Source organism: Streptomyces sp. NPDC127068, from assembly GCF_042724695.1.
In the GTDB taxonomy this organism is placed as follows: domain Bacteria; phylum Actinomycetota; class Actinomycetes; order Streptomycetales; family Streptomycetaceae; genus Streptomyces.
Genome location: NZ_JBHXEN010000001.1, coordinates 144225 through 164001 on the forward strand (window position 1 = coordinate 144225; position 19777 = coordinate 164001).

Below are 19777 nucleotides of genomic sequence, written 5' to 3' on the forward strand. Positions count from 1 at the left end.
GGGCGGCGCACCGGGGCGGACTGACCCGAGGGGACGGGTTCCCGGCCGGGCCGGGGCGCGGCCCGGGACCGGGTGTGCGGCTCACGGCCGGGGCGGGCCGGAGCCGGGAGTGGTCCCGTGGGGCCCGTCGGGCCCGGCGGTGACCACCGGTTCAGCGGGGGTCAGGAGAGGTGGAGCTGCTGGCCCGGGTAGATGAAGTCGGCGTCGTCGACGATGTCGTCGTTCAGCTCGTACAGCTTCTGCCAGCCGCCCTTGACGCCCTCGGCCTCGGCGATGGCGCTGAGCGAGTCGCCGCTGACGACCTTGTACTCGCCGTCGCCCTTCGCGACCTTCTTGCCGGTCGGGGTCTCGACCGTCTTGGTCGGCGCGGCCGGCTTGGCGGGCTGCGCCGGGGCGGCCGGGGCGCGGTCCTCGGCGCGGGAGGCGCGCTGCTCGGTCTGCTGCGGCTGCTGCTGCTTCGGCTGGGCCTGCTGCACGGGGGCGCTCTGCTGCGGCTGCTGGGTCTGCGGCTTCGGCTGCTCGGCGGCGCCGCCACCGTAGGGGGCGCTGGAGAGGCCGACGCCACAGCTCGGCCAGGCACCCTTGCCCTGGCCGGCGAGGACCTTCTCGGCTATCTCGATCTGCTGGGCCTTGGTGGCCAGGTTCGCGGAGGGCGCGTACTTGGTTCCGCCGAAGGCGGCCCAGGTGGAGGCGGAGAACTGGAGGCCGCCGTAGTAACCGTTGCCGGTGTTGATGGACCAGTTGCCGCCCGACTCGCACTGGGCGACGCGGTCCCACTCGGCGGCGGTGGCGGCGGACGCACTGGTCGCCGTCAGCAGCGGGGCGGCGACGGCCGCTCCGGTGACCCCCGCGAGGGTGACGATACGAGTGGCCTTGCTGGGCTTGCGGTGCTTGCCCTTGCCGGAAAGCAGCATGAAGACATCCCCTCACCGACGCCATACGAGGTGAGCTGTCGGGTTCGGGCCGAGTGAGTGCCCGGCCGCGCGTCCAGCGCGCGGCTCCACCCCTAGCCGTCCGGTCGTCTCCCGGGGAGTCTCGTCGACTCCCCGAACGACCCCGTCCGGCGCTTACCTTGGGTCCCCCGCTCCTGCCCACGGCGCTTCACGCGTCGAGTTTCCCGAACTTCCGTCGGCAGGATTCGGCGTGACGGAGGTCGGTGCCCGCATTGGCGAACGGCCATGACCGTAGGCATGGGGCGGGCCGAAACTCAAAGCTCAGCCGGGTCGATGAGACCCATGTCTCACTTCCGCCCCACACCTCAAAACGGACATTAAGGAGCGAACTACTGCTTCTTTTCGGTGGCTTCGGGCGCCAGGTCAAGGCTCTGGCCAGGGAGGATGAGGTCGGGGTCCGTTCCGACCGTGCCCTTGTTGCCGTCGTAGAGGGTCGACCAACCCCCTTCGACACCCTGGGAGTCGGCGATCGCCGACAGGTTGTCACCGGACTGCACCGTGTACGACTTGTCCAGTTCGTCACGGGATGCACTGCTGCGCGAGGCGTGCTCCGCCGCGGTGTCGCCCTCCCGGGAGGCGGCGGCCTCCTCGGCCGCCGGGGCGCCGCGGTGACGGCCCGAACCCTCCTTCGCCTCCGCCGTCGTCGAAGCGTCCGCAGCCGCCTCGGAGGCGCCTGACGAGGGGGACGAGGAGCCGGGCTCGGCCGACTCGCTGCCAGTGCCCGTACCGGGCGTCCCGTCTGCCGGGTCGCCGCTCGACGAGGACTCCCCGGGGGACGCCTCGGACGACGGGGAGGAACTCGACGAGTCCGAGGGGTCGGCGGAGTCCGAGGGTCCCGAAGAACCCGTGGCGCCGGGGGAGGTGGCGCCGTCGGAGGGAGCCGCGGAACCGGAGGCGTCCTCCGAAGCGCTCGGCGAGGTCGAGGAACCGGGTTCCGTCGTCTCCGCCGGTCGGGGGGTCTGGGACGCGGGCCGGTCCGCGGTGGAACGGGACCCGTCCGACTTGCCGGCGGCCACCCCGCCCGGGGCGGTGTCGATGACCGCGCTGCCCTTGTTCCCCTTGTCCGACTTGGACGGAACGCCCGGGTCCACGGCCGCCGCCGGGCCGCCCTTGACGAGGCCCACGGCTTCGCCGCACCCCGGCCAGGCGGTGGGTCCCTGCGCGGCCAGGATGCGCTCGCCCACGGTGATCTGCTGGGACCGGCTGGCCTGGTCGGGGCTGACCGCGTAGGTGAGCCCGCCGTGCTTCTCCCACGCCTCCTGGGTGAGCTGGAGACCGCCGTAGAAGCCGTTGGCGTCGTTCGCGCTCCACGCGCCGCCGCTCTCGCACTCCGCGAGCCGGTCCCAGGTCGCTGCCTCCGCCGCGGTCGCACCGCTCGCACCGAGCAGCGGAAGGACGATCGCGGAGCTGGTCACCCCGGCCGCAACGACCAGAGGGGGGGCCTGTCGGGGGCGTCGATGACGACCGTTCCCGGAGAGCATGCGGTGGCCTTTCGTACGACAGCAGGACCGAACACGGCGGCTGGGGGCGGCCGATTCGTCGTGAAGGTAGCCGGAGTCGAACGCCTGTCACAAGTCAATGCAGCGCAGATCACGCAGGCATCACGGAACTGATCTGACGTCACCACTGCTGGTCACGGCGGCCGGAGCGAACCGCACGGGCAACGTCCGCAGGCCCCGCATGATCAGGCCGCCGCGCCACCGCAATTCCTCCGGAGCGGCGGCGAGTTGCAGGTCAGGGAGCCTGCGGAGCAGGGTGACCAGCGCGGCGCGACCCTCCAACCGGGCCAGTGGCGCGCCGAGGCAGTAGTGGATTCCGTGGCCGTATCCGAGGTGCGGATTGTCGCGCCGGGTCAGGTCCAGGGTGTCGGGCCGGTCGAAGCGTTCCGGGTCGCGGTCCGCCGCCGCGAGCACCACCAGCACCGGGTCCCCCCGCTCGATGTCCCGGCCGCCGAGGCGCAGCGGTTCGGTGGCGAACCGCCAGGTGGCCATCTCCACCGGGCCGTCGAACCGCAACAGTTCCTCGACCGCCGTGTCCAGCAGCGGGGAGTCCTCCCCCTCCTCGGCCAGCGACCGCTGGAGCAGTGCCCGCTGCTCGGGGTGGGTGAGCAGGGCGAAGGTGCCGTTGCCGATGAGGTTCACGGTGGTCTCGAAGCCGGCGAACAACAGGATGAACGCCATCGCCGCCGCTTCGCCCTCGGTGAGGTGCTCGCCGTGGTCCGAGGCGCGGATCAGACCCGAGATCAGGTCGTCGTCGCCCGCTGCGCCGAGGGTCTCGCGCTTGCGGTGGATCAGCTCCACCAGATAGCCGCGCATCTTCTTCACCGAGCGGGCGACACCGCCCCGGGGCCCGCCGCCGTGGCGGATCATCATGCCCGCCCAGTCCCGGAAGTCGTCCTGGTCGTCGGCGGGCACGCCCAGCAGGTCACAGATGGCGTAGATGGGCAGCGGGAACGCGAACTCGTGGATGAGGTCCGCTTCGCCGCGCTCGGCAAAACCGTCGATGAGGCGGTCCGTCAGCTCCTGCACCCGGGGCGCGAACGCGGCCACCCGGCGCGGGGTGAACGCCTTGGAGACCAGGCGCCGCAGCCGGGTGTGGTCGGGCGGGTCGATGTTGAGCAGATGCGTCATCAGCTCGGCCTTGCGTTCGCCCGGGATGCCCGTCTTGCCCTTGGCGTGTTCCGGCTCCTCGTGGTGCGCCGGGTTCTTGCTGAGCCGGGCGTCGGCGAGCGCCTGCCGGGCGTCGGCGTAGCGGGTCACGAGCCAGGCTTCGACCCCGCTCGGCAACCGGGTGCGGTGCACGGGGGCGTGCTCCCGGAGCCAGGCGTACGCCGGGTACGGGTCGGCGGCGAACTCCCAGGTGAATAGGGGCGGCGCCGGCTCGCCCTGCGCCCCGGCCGGGTGGCTGGGCACGGACACCGCGCTCAGCCGTCCGCGCCGGCGCCCCGGCCCTGCTCGGCGTGTTCGGCCTGCTCCGTGCTGCGGCTCTGCTCTGTGCTGCGGCTCTGCTCCGTGTGCTCGGCGACGCGGATCGCGTCGCGGTAGGCGCGGGCGGCGGCGCGCAACGCGGCCTCCGGGTCGGTGCCCTCCGCCTCGGCGCGCACGGCCATCGCCAACAGGGCGTAGCCGAGGTCGTCGCCGGTGGGCAGCGGCACGTCCAGACCGCGGGAGCGGACCCGGGAGGCGAGCTTGGCGGCGAGCGCGAGGCCCGGCTGCCCCAGCGGCACGCCGTCGGTGACCGAATCGCGGCGCTTCTCCTGCGCCTTGGTGCGCAACCACAGCTCGCGGACGTCCTCGGGGGTCGTCGCGGTGGCGTCCCCGAAGACGTGGGGGTGGCGGTGGATCAGCTTGGCGACGATCCCGGCCGCCACGTCGTCGACGGAGAACGGAGCGGACTCGTCCTCCTCGGCGATGCGGGCGTGGAACACCACCTGGAGGAGGACGTCTCCGAGTTCTTCGCGCAGTTCGTCCCGGTCACCGTCCTCGATGGCCTCGACGAGTTCGTACGCCTCCTCGATGCCGTACTTGGCGAGGTCCCGGTGGGTCCGCAGCGAGGACCAGGGGCAGTCCAGACGGATGCGGTCCATGACCTGGACGAGGTCCAGGAGTCGGGCACCCGGCAGGTCGTAGGAGGCCGGCAGCAGCTCCAGGTCCGGCATGGTGGTGCGACCGGAACCGGCGAGCCGGGCCAGGCCGTCGGTGAGCGGCGACTCCCCCTCGCCCTGGGCGAGGACGACCACCGTGCGGCCCGCCGCTTCGCCGACCAGTTCCCGGGCGTCGGGGACGGCGATCTCGACCTCGACCCCGGCCTCCCGTAGATAGGGGAGCTGGGGGTGGTCCGGGTCGGCGCACAGCACCCGGTCCGCGGAGCGCAGGGTGTGCCAGGCGGTCCAGGACAGCAGGCCGGGGGCGACTCGATGGCTGGTGGTGACCAGGACGATCCGGCCCGCGGACCCGGTGCCGGTCACGTTGTTCTCACTCACCCGACGAACCTAGCCCACCCCGGGGCGGGGTGCCGGAAGGGGCCCCCGCCCGGGGTGCGGATCAGGTAACGGTGGCCGCCGGGCTGGGCTGGGTGACCGTGCGCACCCACGGGGTGGACCCGTCGACCCGGCCGACCCGACCGTTCTCGGCGACCGCCCACTTCCCGTACCGGGGGTTGAGGCGGACGTCCAACTCGTCGGAGGCCTTGGAGAGCGCCTTCCAGAACGCCTTCTGGCCCGCTTCGGTGTTCATGTCGGCGCCCAGTCGCTCGGACAGCTTCTGCGCGCCGATCTCGGTGCGCAGGCTGGCGTCGAGCTGGCTCGGGGGCACGTTGTACTGCTGGAGCCAGGCCGCCCGCAGGCCCTGCTCGCCGCCCGCCTGCCGGGCGAGCCCCTTGCGGAGCTGCTGCACGTCCTTGCGGGACACCTCGACCCCGGCGTTGGTGACGGCACGGTCGAGGACCCGGTCGAGGACCATGGTGTGCAGGGTGGCCCGGGCCAGTTGCCCGCTGCCGGACAGGGCGCGTTCGTAGCCCTCGTCGTCCTTGATCGCCGCGCGCTGGGCGGCGCGCACCGCGTTGACCCGGCTCTCCAGCTGCTCGACGGTGATCCGCTGTTCGCCGACGACGGCCGCCGCGCCCGGCCGCGCGTCGTTGCCGCAGGCGGTGAGCAGGGGGGTCGCCGCGAGTAGGGCGGCGGTGGAGAGAGTGACTGCGATGCGACGGCGGCGGTGCAAAGGAGCCTCCCGGCGGCGAGATTGTGCTTCGGTGCACAAAGTCGTGCGGTGATCGATGGTAGGCAGTGGCCGGTGGTTCGGCCACTGGTTCGGCAGACCTGATTCCGCCGAAGTGGCGGCGGCCCCGATGCACCAACGATCCGGCTGCGGCCGGGGTACGCGTGTCACCCCCGGCCGCGGACGTCCGCCCGGCGTCAGCCCCCGACCTGGCCCAGCCACTGGAGCGTGCGCTGGACCTCCACCGGCAGGGGGTGGGCGGGCCCGTGGTGGGCCCGCACGTCGTGCAGCAGCCGCAGCAGCGTGTCGTGGGCGGCGGTCCGGTCGCCGAGGGCGAGCAGCAGGTGCCCGATCCGGCGGCGGATCTCGAACGGCAGGTCGGGGTCGCCCGCGGTGTGCGGGCTGCCCGCGTACGGGTTCTCGTAGTGCGGGAGCAGCGCCCGGTACTCGGCGAGCGCGGCGGCGGGTTCCCCGAGCTGTTCGAGGCAGTGGGCGGCGTCGTAGCGGAAGCGCAGGGCCTGCGGGTCCGCGGGGCCCGTCTCGGCGGTGCGCTCGTCGGCGAGGCGGCGCAGTTCGGGGAGGGCGCGCCGGTACTGGCCGTCGTCCATGAGGGTGGCCGCGTACTGCTTGCGCAGGGTCCGTACGACGGGTGAGCGTTCGCCGTGCTGGGCGGCGGCGGTGGGCAGGATCGCGCCGAGGATGTCGACGGCCTGGGTGATGCGCCCCTCGCCGAGCAGCCGCTTGACCTCGTCGACGGCCGTGGCCACGTCGGGCCGCTCGGTGGACGCGGTGGCCGTGGCGGCGGGCGGGGCGGGGGCCTCGGGGCGCGGTGCGGGGGTCACCGCCCGGTCGGGCCAGGGGGCGTGCGGGCGCAGGAAGGGACGGGTGGGGTCGAGGGGGCCGCCGGTCGGTGCACCGCGCGAGGGCAGCAGCGGAAGCAGGTGTTCGTACACTTCCTGGGCGCTGGCCGGACGGTGCTGGGGGTCCTTGGCGAGCAGCCGGAGCACCAGGGCCTCCAGCGCTTCGGGGACCTCGGGGCGGCTGCGTCGGACGGGCAGCGGCGGTTCGTACAGGTGGCGGTGGAGGACGCCGAGCGCGGTGGCCCCGACGAAGGGGACGTTCCCGCTGAGGAGTTCGTGCAGGAGCACGCCGAGCGCGTACAGGTCGGTGTACGGGCCGACGGCGCCGCCCATGGCCTGTTCGGGGGCCATGTAGGCGGGGCTGCCGATGGGCGAGCCGGTGTGGGTGAGGCGGGTGGTGTCGGTGTCCATCACGGAGGCGACACCGAGGTCGAGGACGGTGACGGAGCCGTCCTGGCGCACCATCACGTTGCGGGGCTTGAGGTCGCGGTGGACGATCGGCACGGCGTGCACGGCCGAGAGGACCGCGCACAGCTGGGCGGCGACGGCCACCGACCACTGCCACGGGTAGGGGTCGTGTTCGGCGAGGTGGTCGGCGAGGTCGGCCCCGTCGACGTACTGCATGACGAGGTAGAGGTCGCCGTCCTCGCTGCCCGCGTCGTGCACGGTGACCAGGCCCGGGTGGTCGACCTGGGCGGTGACCCGGCACTCGCGCACGAAGCGGCGGCGCAGTTCCTCGGTCTCGGGGCTGCCGGGGCCGGTGACCTTGTCGGGGCGCAGCAGCTTGACGGCGACCCGCCGGTCGAGGCGCTGGTCGTAGGCCGTCCAGACCTGGCCCATGCCGCCCTGTCCGATGAGCGTGGAGAGTGCGTAGCGGTCGGCCACGACACGTCCGGTCACCAGTGGTTCCCCCCGTTGCGTCGGTCGGTTCGGTCGTGTTCGTCGGGGGTGTCCGGGGGCCGGACGGGGGCCGGGTCGGGGTTCCCGTTGCGCAGGAAGTCGCTCAGTTCGTCGAGTTCGGCGCGGACCTGGTCGATGCGGGCGGGGGCGGTGCGGTGCTGCGGGGGCGGGGTGGGGTGGTGCTGCGGGGCGGGAGCGGGGGGCTGCGGTGGCGCCGGGTAGCCGGGCGTCCGCGGGACCGCGGGGTGGGCCGGCTGCGTCGGGTGTTGGGCGGCGTGGGCGCCCCAGTTCGGGAGCGTGTGCGCCGGGGGCGTGCGGGGGGCGGACGGGGGCGGGTAGCCGTAGCCGGGGGTCGGGGGGCCCGACGGGACGGTCGGGTGCAGCGCGCCGCCCCCAGGGACCGGATACGTGCCGGGGCCGTACCCGAGCGGGGTCTCGAAGCGGCGGATGTCGACGTACAGGAAGTACGCGGCGCCCACGAGGGCCAGCACCAGCAGCGTGGCGACACCCGCGTTGCCGCGCCAGGTCTGGAGGCCCTCCGTGTTGTCCGTGCCGATCAGCACGAACGCTCCGATGAGCAGCGCGAGCGAGCCGAAGAAGACCGTCCAGTCGCGTTGCTTGCGGGTCAGGACCGCGACCCGCAGCATGGCGGCCCAGGTCAGCATGCCGAAGCTGCCGATGCACAGGACCACGAAGACCACCCGGAGGGTGAGCAGCGTTCCCTTGCCGGGCCGCCGGGGCGGCTGGGGCGACTGCGGCGCGAAGCCGGGGCCGTGGCCGTGCATGACTCTCCTGTCGGGCCGGGGCCGCCTGCGGTGGACCTGCGGACGGTGCGGGTTTCGAGCGTATAGGCCGCATCCGGCAACGGGCCGACCGATGCGGGGAACCACGGCCCACCCCGCCGGGACTCCGGACGTTTTCAGGCGACTTGCCGGAATCGTTCGCAGAGTGGGGCCGTCAGGACGCCTGCTCCGGGCGGTCGCCGTCCGCCGGTACGGGGTCGGGGGCGAGCGTGCCGTCGGTGAGGCCGTCGTGCATGCCCCGCACCAGTCGTTCGCCGAGCACCCCGGCCAACCGCAGCGCGTCCTCGAACGCGGCGAGCGTCCGGAACCGGTCGCCGTACCGCCGCTGCTGGTCCAGCGGGATGCGCGGCACCTGCATCCGGCGCACGTCCAGCCGGGTGGCGGTGGAGGCGTAGCTGCTCGCCTGCCGGTTGTTGGCGGTGCCGCGCAGGAACCCGGCGAGGAACCAGGGGTCGAGCGCGGCGGGGTCGGGCCGCAGCAGGGTGAGGTTGCGGCCGAGGACGGCGCCCGCGCCGTCCGCGTCGACGACCCGGGCCACCGCGCCGCCGCCGAGGACGGGCACCACCACGTCACCGGGTTCGGTCACCACGGCGTCCTCGGGGAGTTCGGCTTCCGGGAGTTCCCCGGAGGGTCCGGAGCCGGCGAGTACGTCGTGGTCGGTGAGGACGGGGGTGCGGGCGCCCGGTGCGGGCACGTCGGACGCCGCACCGGCCGGCACCGCGTGGACGGTCGCGCTGCGCAGGACCACCGCACCGGCGCGGGCGAGTTCGCCGATCGTGGTCAGTGGCCACGGGGACCGCGGGGCGGCCTCGGCCGGGGGCGGCGGCGGGGTGAGGTCGGCGGTCAGCCGGAGGGTGTCACCGAGGCGTTCGCGGACGGCGGTGAGTTCCGCGGTGCCGCCGCCCGCGGCCGGGGGCGGCAGATGACGGGCGGGCGCGAGGTCCACGTCGTCGTCGAGGAGTTCGATGACGGGCACCCCGCGGCTGAGGCCCGGGCGTTCCTCGGCGACGCCGGTGCGCTCGTAGGGGCGCCAGGCGTCGAGTACGGCCTCCCGCACCGTCTGCCAATTGGGGCGCGCGCGGCCGTCGGAGGTGTCCGAGGCCGCGTCCACCAGCAGCACCTCGGGCTGTGCGGGGGGCTGCCCCGGGACGGGCCGGCGCAGGACCCACAGGTGCAGGGGGATGTTGTAGGGGGGCGCGGAGCCGGCGGGCAGCGCGATGACGGCGCGCAGTGCGCCCCGCCGCAGCAGGTCGGCGCGGATGCGGCGGCCGGAGCGGCGGGAGGCGGCGGCGGGCGGCATCAGCAGGACCGCGGTGCCGCCGTCGCGCAGATGGGCGACGGCGTGCTGCACCCAGGCGAGTTCGGACTCCGTGCGGGCCGGGAAGCCGTACTCCCAGCGCGGGTCGTAGGCGAGTTCGTCGTGGCCCCAGTTGCGTTCGTTGAACGGCGGGTGGCACAGGACGGCGTCGACCTTGAGGCCGGGGAAGGCGTCGGCCCGCAGGGTGTCGCCGGCCCGGGCCTGCACCTCGGCGGCGTCGTGCAGGGCGAGCCGCAGGGCGGTGAGCGCGGCCAGGTCGGGGGCGGCGTCCTGGGCGTACACGGTGGCAGGCGCGCGCACGGCGCGCAGCAGGGTGCCGGTGCCGGAGGCGGGATCGAGGACGGTACGGGCCTGGCCGGCGATCTCCGCCATCAGTTCGGCGGGGCCCGTGGGGGTGAGGGTGTACTGCCGGGGGTTGGCGTCGAGGTGCCGTCCGAGCAGGAACTCGAAGGTCTGGCGGGCCCCGCGTTCGGCGGCGAGGTCGACGACGCCCCGCAGCAGCGGCACGGACGGAGCCAGTTCGGCGGGGGTGGGGACGGTCAGGGCGGGCCCGGCGCTCGCGGTGGTGCCCGGTTGTGAACCGGGGCCCGGGCGCGCAGCGGGGTCCCCGGGGCGGACGCCCAGACGGGCGGCGGCCACCTTCGCCAGCGCCTCGGGCAGGAGTTCCGCCACCCGCTGGTCGGAGACGGCGGCCAGTTCCAGCCACTCGGTGGGGCGGTCCCGGAGCAGGAGCAGGGTGCACCCCGCCTGGACGAGTGCGGTGACGGGACCCGCCGGATGGCCGGCGAGCTGTTGCCACACCCGTTCGCGCAGGGGGACCTCGGCGAGCTTGCCCTGACGGCGGAGCCACTCCTCGACGTCGGTGAGCGCGAAGGAAGGGCTGGTCTCCGTGCCCCCCACCGGTCGGGGGAAGTCCGGATGACGACGGCGCCAGTTACTGACGGCGGCCCGACCGACCCCCGCGAGCCGCGCGATCCCGGCGGCAGTCACCTCCGTGGCGTTGTCGTGCACCCGCTCAACCTCCCTCGTCCCCGTACCCATGTGACATCGAGCATACCCAGCCAACCCCGACCGACCTATTCACGCCGTGAATCAATGAACCCCCTCTTCTCGTGTTGACGTGGTTCACAAGCTTTGCTTCTATTGACCCATCGAACGAACGGCACCTCGGGTTCGGGGGCCTTCACTTGTGGGAGGGGACCCTTCATGGGCATCAGGAAGGCGCTCGCGATCGGCGCTGTCGTCAGCATCACCGCACTCGGCGCGATCGGCTGCACCCCCGAGGAGGACGACTCGGGCACCAAGAACGACAAGTCCCACTCCTCGTCCACCGGGGGCTCCGGCAAGGACGACAAGGGCGCCGCGAAGGGCGACGACAAGAAGAAGGACGCCGACAAGAGCGCGGCCAAGGGTTCCCAGGCCGACCGGTTCAAGGCGTTCGTGAACAAGAACGGCACGCCGAAGGAGAAGGACGCCGTCTCCCACGTCACCAAGGTGCAGGGCGCCGACGAGGTGAACGACCTCCTCAGCACGGCCGACGTCTACACCGACTACACCGGCGGCATCATGGGCAAGGGCACCGGACCCGCGAAGCTGCTGGCCTCCGCCTTCGCGGACTGGAAGAAGACCGACAACGGCGGTGGCCTCGTCACCATCTACGACACCGACGGGGAACTGCTCGGGAACGGCAACTTCTGATCCGCGCCTCCGCCCGGCGCCCGTGCGCCGCCGTCGGATCCGCACCCCCGCGTGGCGGGCGCCCGGTACCGCTCCCGGGTCGTCCCTACCGCTTCGCGCGGGCCTCCCGGGCGCCGGGGACCCGGGGTGTGGGCCGGCGGCGGCACTCCGATGAGCCGACCTGGGACGTCGTGGCCGGTCGTGCGGTCACCTGCCGGTGTGGGGTCCGGTGCGGGTGCGTGGTCGTTTCGCGCAGTTCCCCGCGCCCCTTGATCGGGTGCGTACACCTGGCGGTGCGCTGTTCTGCGCGGGTGCGTGGTTGTTTTGCGCAGTTCCCCGCGCCCCTGATCGGGTGCGTTCGGCCTTGGGGTTCGTTGTCCTGTGCGGGTGCGCTGGTCGGTTGCGCAGTTCCCCGCGCCCCTGAATTGGGGCGCTTCCCTGGAAGTCCGGCTCTCCGCACCCGATAGAGGGGCGCGGGGAACTGCGCGAAACAGCAGCGCACTCGCACAGGACATCGCACCTGGAGGTGAACGCACCCGATAGGGGCGCGGGGAACTGCGCAAAACAACCACGCACCCGCGCAGTGCAGCGCACCGCCAGGTGTACGTACAGGATCAGGGGCGCGGGGAACTGCGCGAAACGACCACGCAGCCGCGCGGAGCAGCGCACACCGCGGCTGGTCACGCCGGCGGGGGATTCCGTGTATCGCGGGCGTATCGAAAACCGCATACGCCGACGCAACGACCTTGCGTCTTCAGTGGAGGCATGAACCACAGCGCATCACGGTCAACTTCGGATCCGGTACAGGGCGTCGACCGCCGGCGGCTGCTCAGATGGGGCGGGCTGGCCACCGCCGGCGTTGCGGCGGGCGTGCCGCTGGTGGGCGCCGGGACCGGCCCCGCCCACGCGTCCCCGACCGACTCGGCCGGGGACGACCGAATCCCGCAGGACACCCTGCCCGGCGGAGCCTTCGACCGGTACGTGGCGCAGCTGGCCGCCGCGGGCAAGTTCTCCGGCGTGGTGCTGCTGTCGCACCGGGGCCGCACGGTCCTGTCCCGCAGCTACGGCACGGCCGACGAGGAGAAGGGAATCCCCAACCGCGAGGGCACCGCGTTCAGCCTCAGTTCGGCGGGCAAGCCGTTCAACGCGGTGGCCGTCCTGCAACTTGCGCAGCAGGGCAAACTGCGGCTGTCGGACCCGGTGGGCGCCCATCTGACCGGCTTCGCCAAGGACGTCGCCGAGCAGGTGACCATCCACCACCTGTTGTCCGGCACCTCCCGGCTGGATTCCCCGGATGAGGACGTGCAACGCGTCTTCCAGAGCCGGGACGAGGTACACGCGTACTACGCGCAGCGGGCCCGGCAGGCGAAACTCGTGGGCGTCCCGGGCACTCCCAACACCGCCCACGCGGAGGCGGAGACCACCATTCCCGCGCTGATCGTGGAGGCCGTGGCCGGCACGACGTACTGGGACTACGTCCAGCAGAACGTCTTCAAGCGCTGCGGCATGACCAGCTCGGCCTTCTCCACCAGGCCGCAGTGGCTCACCGACCCGCACATCGCGCACCCGTACATGGAACTGGCCGACACCAGCGTGGTGGACGCGCTCCGCAACCTGGACCGGGGCAGCCCGCGCCCGCACCTGCTCGGCAAGAACCCGGGCCGCGCCTTCATCGACGCCCCCGGGGACGGCGGCTTCGCCACCGCGCCGGATCTGGTCCGCTTCGCGCAGGCGCTGACCGACGGCACGGTGCTGGACCGGCCCTGGGCCGACGTGCTCTTCGGGGCCAAGACCCCCCACGGGCCGACGTCGTTCGGTGCGTACGGGCTCGCGATCAACATCGTCAACGGCCAGTGGAAGTACCAGCGCGCCGGTGGAAACCCCGGTGTCGGCGCCAACTGGAGCATCTACCCGTACACCGGCTGGGTCGCCGTCACCCTCATCAACCGCGACACCGACAGCCTGGTGGACATCCTCAATCGGCAGACGCAGGCCATCACCGGGGCTGCGCCCTCCGGCGGGGCGGGCGGCTGAGGTGGGGAACACGAACCACGGCCCGTCCCCGTCAGCACCGCTCCGCCGGATCATGCCTGCCGGCCTGGCGGTCCTCGGCCTGTCCGGCGTGCTGTTCGCCGTGTGGCGACCGCTCGTGATGGCCGCGCCGGCCTGCGCGGCCGGGCGGTGGCACGGCTGCTTCGACACGTTCAACGGTGTGCTGCTCGTGATGCTGGTCGGGCTGCCGTTGGCCGCTCTGGTGGTGTGGGCTCGGGCGAGCCTGCGGCGCGCCGGCGGTGTCACGTCGGCCCGGCGGACGGCACTGGCCGAGGTGGGCATGGTCTACGGGACGGTGCCGATGGTGTGGCTGACCCTGCAACCGGGCCCGGGGGCCGGCGTCGTCCCCGGGCGGGTGAGCCCGATCCCGTTGCGGGACCTGGTCACGATGGGGCCGGTCGGGATCGGCGGCAACCTGCTGGTCTTCGCGGCGCTGGGGTTCTTCGCGCCGATGCGGTTCGCGGCGCTGGCGTCCGTGCAGCGGGTCCTGCTGCTCGGGGCGAGCTGCTCGGTCCTGGTCGAGACAGCACAGTACGTCCTGCGGCTGGACAGGGTGTCGTCGGTGGACGACGTACTGGTCAACACCGCCGGCGCCGTGCTGTTCGGGCTGGCGTCGCGCCGCTGGTGGCGCACGTCGGACCGGCCTCGCCCCGCGCCGGGCGCCGACAGGACGCGTGGCGTGTCCGGTCGGCAGCCGTCGGCGCCGATTTCGTGACGACCCTAGGCTTGACGGATGCGCGTACTGATCGTGGAGGACGAGCCCTACTTGGCCGAGGCGGTCCGTGACGGTCTGCGGCTGGAGGCGATCGCCGCCGACATCGCCGGCGACGGCAACGCCGCCCTGGAATCGCTCGGCCTCAACTCGTACGACATCGCGGTCCTCGACCGTGACATCCCCGGACCCTCCGGCGACGAGGTGGCCCGGCGCATCGTCGCTTCCGGCAGCGGCATCCCGATCCTCATGCTCACCGCTGCCGACCGGATCGACGACAAGGCGTCCGGTTTCGAGCTCGGCGCCGACGACTACCTCACCAAACCGTTCGAGCTGCGGGAGCTCGTCCTGCGGCTGAGGGCGCTCGACCGCAGACGCGGGTACGCCCGGCCTCCGGTGCGCGAGATCGCGGGCCTGCGGCTCGACCCGTTCCGGCGGGAGGTCTTCCGCGACGAACGCTACGTCGCGCTCACCCGCAAGCAGTTCGCGGTGCTGGAAGTCCTCGTCTCCGCCGAGGGCGGGGTCATCAGGGCCGAGGAGCTGCTGGAACGGGCCTGGGACGAGTACGCCAATCCCTTCACCAACGCCGTGCGCATCACCGTCTCCGCGCTGCGCAAACGGCTCGGCGAACCATGGATCATCGCCACGGTGCCCGGCGTCGGCTACCGGATCGACACCGGTACGAAGACCGTGGCCCCGGACCGGGACGTCGCCGCCCCCGGCAGTCCGCATGCGTAGACCACCGGGGCTCAGCATCCGGCTGAAACTCACCCTCAGCTACGCCGGATTCGTGCTGCTCGCCGGCGTCCTCCTGCTGGCCGTGGTGTGGGTGTTCCTGCTGCGCCACGTACCGGACAACGATGTGGGTCTTCTCGGGGTCGCGCCCAACCGCCACGTCCTCCTACAGGTCTTCGGCCCCGCCGCAGCCGCGGCGATGGTCTTCCTGTTCGTGTTCGGACTGGTCGGGGGATGGTTCCTCGCCGGCCGGATGCTCGCACCACTCACCCAGATCACGGATGCGGTCCGGACGGCCGAGAACGGATCGCTGTCCCACCGGATCGGCATGAAGGGCCGCCAGGACGAATTCCGTGAACTCTCCGACGCGTTCGACTCGATGTTCGAACAACTCGAATCCCACGTCGCCGAGCAGCAGCGATTCGCCGCGAACGCCTCCCACGAACTGCGCACCCCGCTGGCGATCTCGCGGACGCTCCTCGACGTCGCCCGCAAGGATCCGACGCGGGAACGGGACGAACTCATCGAACGTCTGCACGTGGTCAACCAGCGGGCGACCGACCTCACCGAGGCACTCCTGCTGCTCAGCCGCGGCGACCGCGGCAACTTCGCCCGCGGACGCGTCGATCTGTCCCTCATCGCGGAAGAAGCCGCCGAAACGCTGCTTCCCCTCGCCGAACAGCGCCGGGTCACGCTGGACGTCACCGGCGGACCGGCTCAGACCAGCGGCTCCGCGGAGCTCCTGTTGCGGACGGCGACGAACCTCGTCCAGAACGCCATCGTCCACAACCTCCCCGCCGGTGGCACCGTAACGATCCACACCGAGGCGCACGGCGGCACGAGCGTGCTGCGCGTCGCGAACACGGGTCGCCGACTCCCACCGGAACTGGTACCGACCCTCGTCGAACCCTTCCGGCGTGGAACAGAACGTGTACGCACCGACGAACACGCCGGCGTCGGCCTCGGCCTGGCCCTCGTGCACAGCATCGTCCGTGCCCACGAAGGGACCCTCGACCTCGTCCCCGGCCCCGCCGGCGGCCTCCTCGTCACGGTCCGGCTTCCCGGCACGCCGTAGGCAGCGTTCCCCGAGCGGGCCCGTTCGGGCCGGCGCCACCCGCACCGCTCGCGTACGACGCTGCGCCCTCCCCCGCTCGACCGTTACGAGCCGAGGATGGTGGTCAGGAACTCGCCCGTCCACGCCAGCAGCTGACGACCCGTCAACGGCTTGCCGCCGACCTTCGCCGTCTTCGGACGGGGCACGAGGACCTGCCGGGTCGCCGTCTTGATCACCGAACCGGGGTACAGCCGCTTCAGCCGCAGCTCCTGCGACTCCCGCAACTCCACCGGCGCGAACCGGATGTTCGTGCCCTGGAGCACCGCCTCGCCGACCCCGCACGCCCGGGCCAGCATCCGCAGCCCGGCCACCAGCAACAGGTTCTCCACCGGCTCGGGCAGCTTGCCGTACCGGTCGGTGAGCTCCTCGCGGACCGCCGCGATGTCCTCCTCCGTGTTCGCCGAGGCGATCGACCGGTACGCCTGGAGCCGCAGCCGCTCGCCGGGCGCGTAGTCGTGCGGAACGTGCGCGTCGACCGGAAGCTCGATCTTCACCTCCAGCGGCGGCTCCTCCTCCACCCCGCCCTCCAGCGACGCCCGGTAGTCCGCCACGGCCTCGCCGACCATCCGGACGTACAGGTCGAAGCCGACGCCCGCGATGTGGCCCGACTGCTCGCCGCCCAGGAGGTTGCCCGCACCGCGGATCTCCAGGTCCTTCATCGCGACGTACATGCCCGCGCCCATCTCGGTGTGCTGGGCGATCGTCGCCAACCGCTCGTGCGCCGTCTCCGTGAGCGGCTTCTCCGGCGGGTACAGGAAGTACGCGTACCCGCGCTCGCGCCCCCGACCGACCCGGCCCCGCAACTGGTGCAGCTGCGACAGCCCGAAGTTGTCACCGCGCTCCACGATCAACGTGTTGGCGTTGGAGATGTCGATCCCGGACTCCACGATCGTCGTCGACACCAGCACGTCGTACTTCTTCTCCCAGAAGTCGACGACGACCTGCTCCAACGACTGCTCCGACATCTGACCGTGCGCCGTCGCGATCCGCGCCTCCGGGACGATCGCCCGCAGTCGCGAGGCCGCCCGGTCGATGGATTCGACCCGGTTGTGGATGTAGAAGACCTGCCCCTCGCGCAGCAGTTCACGACGGATCGCCGCACCGATCTGCCGCTCCTCGTACGGGCCGACGAAGGTGAGCACCGGATGCCGCTCCTCCGGCGGGGTGGTGATCGTCGACATCTCCCGGATGCCGGTCACCGCCATCTCCAGCGTCCTCGGGATCGGCGTCGCCGACATGGTCAACACGTCGACGTTGGCCCGCAGCTTCTTCAGCTGCTCCTTGTGCTCGACGCCGAACCGCTGCTCCTCGTCCACGATGACCAGGCCCAGGTCCTTGAACCTGGTCTCCGCCGCGAACAGTCGGTGCGTACCGATCACGATGTCGACCGAGCCGTCGCGCAGGCCCTCCAGGGTGGCCTTCGACTCCGTGTCCGTCTGGAACCGGCTCAGCGCGCGCACCTTCACCGGGAACTGCCCGTACCGCTCGCTGAACGTGCCGAAGTGCTGCTGCACCAGGAGCGTCGTCGGCACCAGCACGGCCACCTGCTTGCCGTCCTGCACCGCCTTGAACGCGGCGCGCACCGCGATCTCCGTCTTGCCGTAGCCCACGTCACCGCAGATCAGCCGGTCCATCGGGACCGTCTTCTCCATGTCCTCCTTGACCTCGGCGATCGTGGTCAGCTGGTCGGGGGTCTCCGCGTAGGGGAACGCGTCCTCCAACTCCCGCTGCCAGGGGGTGTCCGGGCCGAAGGCGTGGCCGGGCGCCGCCATCCGGGCGCTGTACAGCTTGATCAGGTCGGCGGCGATCTCCTTGACGGCCTTCTTGGCGCGGGCCTTCGTCTTCGTCCAGTCGGCGCCGCCGAGGCGGTGCAGGGTGGGCGCCTCCCCGCCGACGTACTTGGTGATCTGCTCCAGTTGGTCGGTCGGGATGTACAGCCGGTCCCCGGGCTGGCCGCGCTTGGCGGGCGCGTACTCCACCACCAGGTACTCGCGGGTGGCGCCCTGCACGGTGCGCTGCACCATCTCGATGTAGCGGCCGACGCCGTGCTGCTCGTGGACGATGTAGTCGCCCGTCTCCAGGCTCAGCGGGTCGATGGTCTTGCGGCGGCGGGCCGGCATCCGCTGCCCGTCCTTGGCCGCCGTGCGCTGCCCCGACAGGTCCGTCTCGGTGAGGACGGCCAGCTTGAGGTGCGGGTCGACGAAGCCGTACTCGATCGATCCGCAGGCCACGTGCACCAGGGCCGGGCCCAGCTCGCCGCCGGTGCCCTTTCCGGCGCCGGTGCCCTTGCTGGCGGTGCCGTCGAGGCTGGTGAGGCGGGCGGGGATGCCCTCGCCGCCCAGGACCTCGACGGTACGGGCCGCCGGACCGTGCCCCTCGGTGACGAACACCGTGCGCCAGCCGTCCGCCAGCCAGCCCTTGGTGTCGGCGAGGGCCCGCGCGGTGTCGCCCCGGTACGTCTCCGGGGCGCGCATCCCCAGCTTCAGGGTGTCCGCCTCCGCCGGGAACGCGCTCTCGTCGGCGGCGAACGGGGACACCGACCACCACATCACGCCCAGCTCGCGGGCCCGCTCCCGGACCTCCGCGATGGACCTCAGGGAGGCCGCGCCGACGTCGATCGGGGCCTCGCCGCCGCCCGCGGTCGCCGCCCAGGACGCCTGGAGGAACTCCTGCGAGGTGGCCACCAGGTCCGCCGCGCGGGTGCGCACCCGCTCCGGGTCGCACACCACGGCCAGGCTGCCCGCGGGCAGCACGTCCAACAGGAGTTCCATGTCGTCGACCAGCACCGGGGCCAGCGACTCCATGCCCTCCACGGCGATGCCCTCGGCGATCTTGCCGAGGAGTTCGCCCAGCTCGGGGTGGGCCTCGGCGAGGGCCGCGGCCCGGGCGCGCACGGTCGCGGTGAGCAGCAGCTCACGGCACGGGGGCGCCCACAGGCCGTGCTCCGCGACCTCCAGCGAGCGCTGGTCGGCGACCTTGAAGTACCGGATCTCCTCGACGTCGTCGCCCCAGAACTCCACCCGCAGCGGGTGTTCCTCCGTCGGCGGGAACACGTCCAGGATGCCGCCGCGCACGGCGAACTCGCCGCGCTTCTCCACCAGCTCCACCCGGGTGTACGCGGCGGCGGCCAGCGCCTCGACCGTCGCGCCGAGGTCGGCTTGCTGGCCGGTGCGCAGGGCCACGGGCTCCAGCTCGCCGAGGCCCTTCACCTGCGGCTGGAGCACCGAGCGGATCGGGGCGACCACGACCGAGACGGGGCCCGTTTCGGGGTCGTCGGGGCGGGGGTGCGTCAACCGGCGCAGCACGGCGAGACGGCGGCCCATGGTGTCCGAGCGGGGCGACAGCCGTTCGTGGGGCAGGGTCTCCCAGGACGGGTACTCCACGATGCCGTCGGCCGGGAGCAGGGAGCGGAGTGCTGCGGCCAGGTCCTCGGCTTCGCGGCCGGTGGCCGTCACCGCGAGGATCGGGCGGTCCGCCTGCCGGGCGAGGGCGGCCACCACGAAGGGGCGGGCCGCTGGTGGGCCCACCAGGTCGACGTGGGGTCGGCGGGCGTCGCGGGCGGCGGCCACGGCTTCGGTGAGGGCCGGGTCCTCGGCTACGGCGTCCAGCAGGCCGTGCAGGCTCATGAAGGGGGTTTCCGTCCCGGTGGTGGGGCAACACGAATGCCCCGGTTCTTGGGGGACCGGGGTGTGCTCAGCGTACGCCGTCCGGCGTGGGGGGTGGGGGTTTCGTTCCTGTGTGGGGGCGTTGCCGGTCGGGTGCGTTCACCTGGCGGTGTGCTGTCCGGTGCGGGTGCGCTGTGGTTTTTGCGCAGTTCCCCGCGCCCCTCATCGGGTGCGTCCACCTGCCGGTGTGGGGTTCTGTGCGGGTGCGCTGGGGATTCGCGCAGTTCCCCGCGCCCCTGATCCCGTGCGTCCAGCCGGCGGTGCGCTGCTCGG

Annotated in this window: 14 protein-coding genes and 1 riboswitch; of the genes, 5 read left to right on the plus strand and 9 right to left on the minus strand. The window is 72.7% G+C overall.

What is annotated here, in order from left to right; translation table 11 throughout:
- Nucleotides 1-161: 161 nt before the first annotated feature.
- The 8 genes from ACFWIA_RS00645 to ACFWIA_RS00680 all read right to left on the minus strand — a co-directional run bounded on the left by ACFWIA_RS00645 (nt 162) and on the right by ACFWIA_RS00680 (nt 10560).
- Nucleotides 162-914 carry a transglycosylase family protein gene (locus ACFWIA_RS00645; protein WP_386998916.1) on the minus strand — a complete coding sequence of 251 codons (753 nt, stop codon included), beginning with the start codon at nt 912-914 and terminating at the stop codon, nt 162-164.
- Between the two features lie 4 nt (nt 915-918).
- Nucleotides 919-1154, minus strand: a riboswitch (cyclic di-AMP (ydaO/yuaA leader).
- A gap of 128 nt (nt 1155-1282) precedes the next feature.
- On the minus strand, nt 1283-2368 hold the full coding sequence (locus ACFWIA_RS00650) for a transglycosylase family protein (protein ID WP_386998918.1): 1086 nt from the start codon (nt 2366-2368) through the stop codon (nt 1283-1285).
- Between the two features lie 186 nt (nt 2369-2554).
- Nucleotides 2555-3865 carry a cytochrome P450 gene (locus ACFWIA_RS00655; RefSeq protein WP_386998920.1) on the minus strand — a complete coding sequence of 437 codons (1311 nt, stop codon included), beginning with the start codon at nt 3863-3865 and terminating at the stop codon, nt 2555-2557.
- 11 nt (nt 3866-3876) lie between these two features.
- Nucleotides 3877-4935: a nucleoside triphosphate pyrophosphohydrolase gene (locus ACFWIA_RS00660; protein ID WP_386998922.1), complete on the minus strand. Its 1059-nt coding sequence runs from the start codon at nt 4933-4935 to the stop codon at nt 3877-3879.
- A 61-nt stretch (nt 4936-4996) separates the two neighbouring features.
- Nucleotides 4997-5671, minus strand: a complete 675-nt coding sequence (locus tag ACFWIA_RS00665) for a SurA N-terminal domain-containing protein (RefSeq protein WP_386998924.1) — start codon at nt 5669-5671, stop codon at nt 4997-4999.
- A 194-nt stretch (nt 5672-5865) separates the two neighbouring features.
- The gene (locus tag ACFWIA_RS00670; RefSeq protein WP_386998926.1) at nt 5866-7428 is read right to left on the minus strand and encodes a protein kinase; all 1563 of its coding nucleotides are present in this window, start codon (nt 7426-7428) and stop codon (nt 5866-5868) included.
- Entirely contained in the window at nt 7425-8213 is a 789-nt protein-coding gene (locus tag ACFWIA_RS00675; protein WP_386998928.1) for a hypothetical protein, read from the minus strand. The genes ACFWIA_RS00670 and ACFWIA_RS00675 overlap by 4 nt, the downstream gene beginning before the upstream one ends.
- 172 nt (nt 8214-8385) lie before the next feature.
- Entirely contained in the window at nt 8386-10560 is a 2175-nt protein-coding gene (locus ACFWIA_RS00680) for an N-6 DNA methylase (protein WP_386998930.1), read from the minus strand.
- A 195-nt stretch (nt 10561-10755) separates the two neighbouring features.
- Here ACFWIA_RS00680 and ACFWIA_RS00685 point away from each other — a divergent pair, with 195 nt between their 5' ends.
- The 5 genes from ACFWIA_RS00685 to ACFWIA_RS00705 all read left to right on the plus strand — a co-directional run bounded on the left by ACFWIA_RS00685 (nt 10756) and on the right by ACFWIA_RS00705 (nt 15800).
- On the plus strand, nt 10756-11247 hold the full coding sequence (locus tag ACFWIA_RS00685) for a hypothetical protein (RefSeq protein ID WP_386998932.1): 492 nt from the start codon (nt 10756-10758) through the stop codon (nt 11245-11247).
- 744 nt (nt 11248-11991) lie between these two features.
- The gene (locus ACFWIA_RS00690; protein WP_386998934.1) at nt 11992-13260 is read left to right on the plus strand and encodes a serine hydrolase domain-containing protein; all 1269 of its coding nucleotides are present in this window, start codon (nt 11992-11994) and stop codon (nt 13258-13260) included.
- A gap of 52 nt (nt 13261-13312) precedes the next feature.
- Nucleotides 13313-13993: a VanZ family protein gene (locus ACFWIA_RS00695; RefSeq protein ID WP_386998935.1), complete on the plus strand. Its 681-nt coding sequence runs from the start codon at nt 13313-13315 to the stop codon at nt 13991-13993.
- Nucleotides 13994-14011: 18 nt separating this feature from the next.
- Nucleotides 14012-14728 (plus strand): response regulator transcription factor, encoded by a 717-nt coding sequence (locus ACFWIA_RS00700; RefSeq protein WP_386998937.1) that lies wholly within the window; start codon nt 14012-14014, stop codon nt 14726-14728.
- Entirely contained in the window at nt 14721-15800 is a 1080-nt protein-coding gene (locus ACFWIA_RS00705) for a sensor histidine kinase (protein WP_386998939.1), read from the plus strand. The genes ACFWIA_RS00700 and ACFWIA_RS00705 overlap by 8 nt, the downstream gene beginning before the upstream one ends.
- A gap of 83 nt (nt 15801-15883) precedes the next feature.
- Here the strand turns inward: ACFWIA_RS00705 and mfd are convergent, their stop codons facing one another.
- A complete protein-coding gene (gene mfd / locus ACFWIA_RS00710; RefSeq protein WP_386998941.1) occupies nt 15884-19465 on the minus strand; it encodes a transcription-repair coupling factor in 3582 nt (1193 codons plus the stop codon).
- Nucleotides 19466-19777 lie beyond the last annotated feature (312 nt).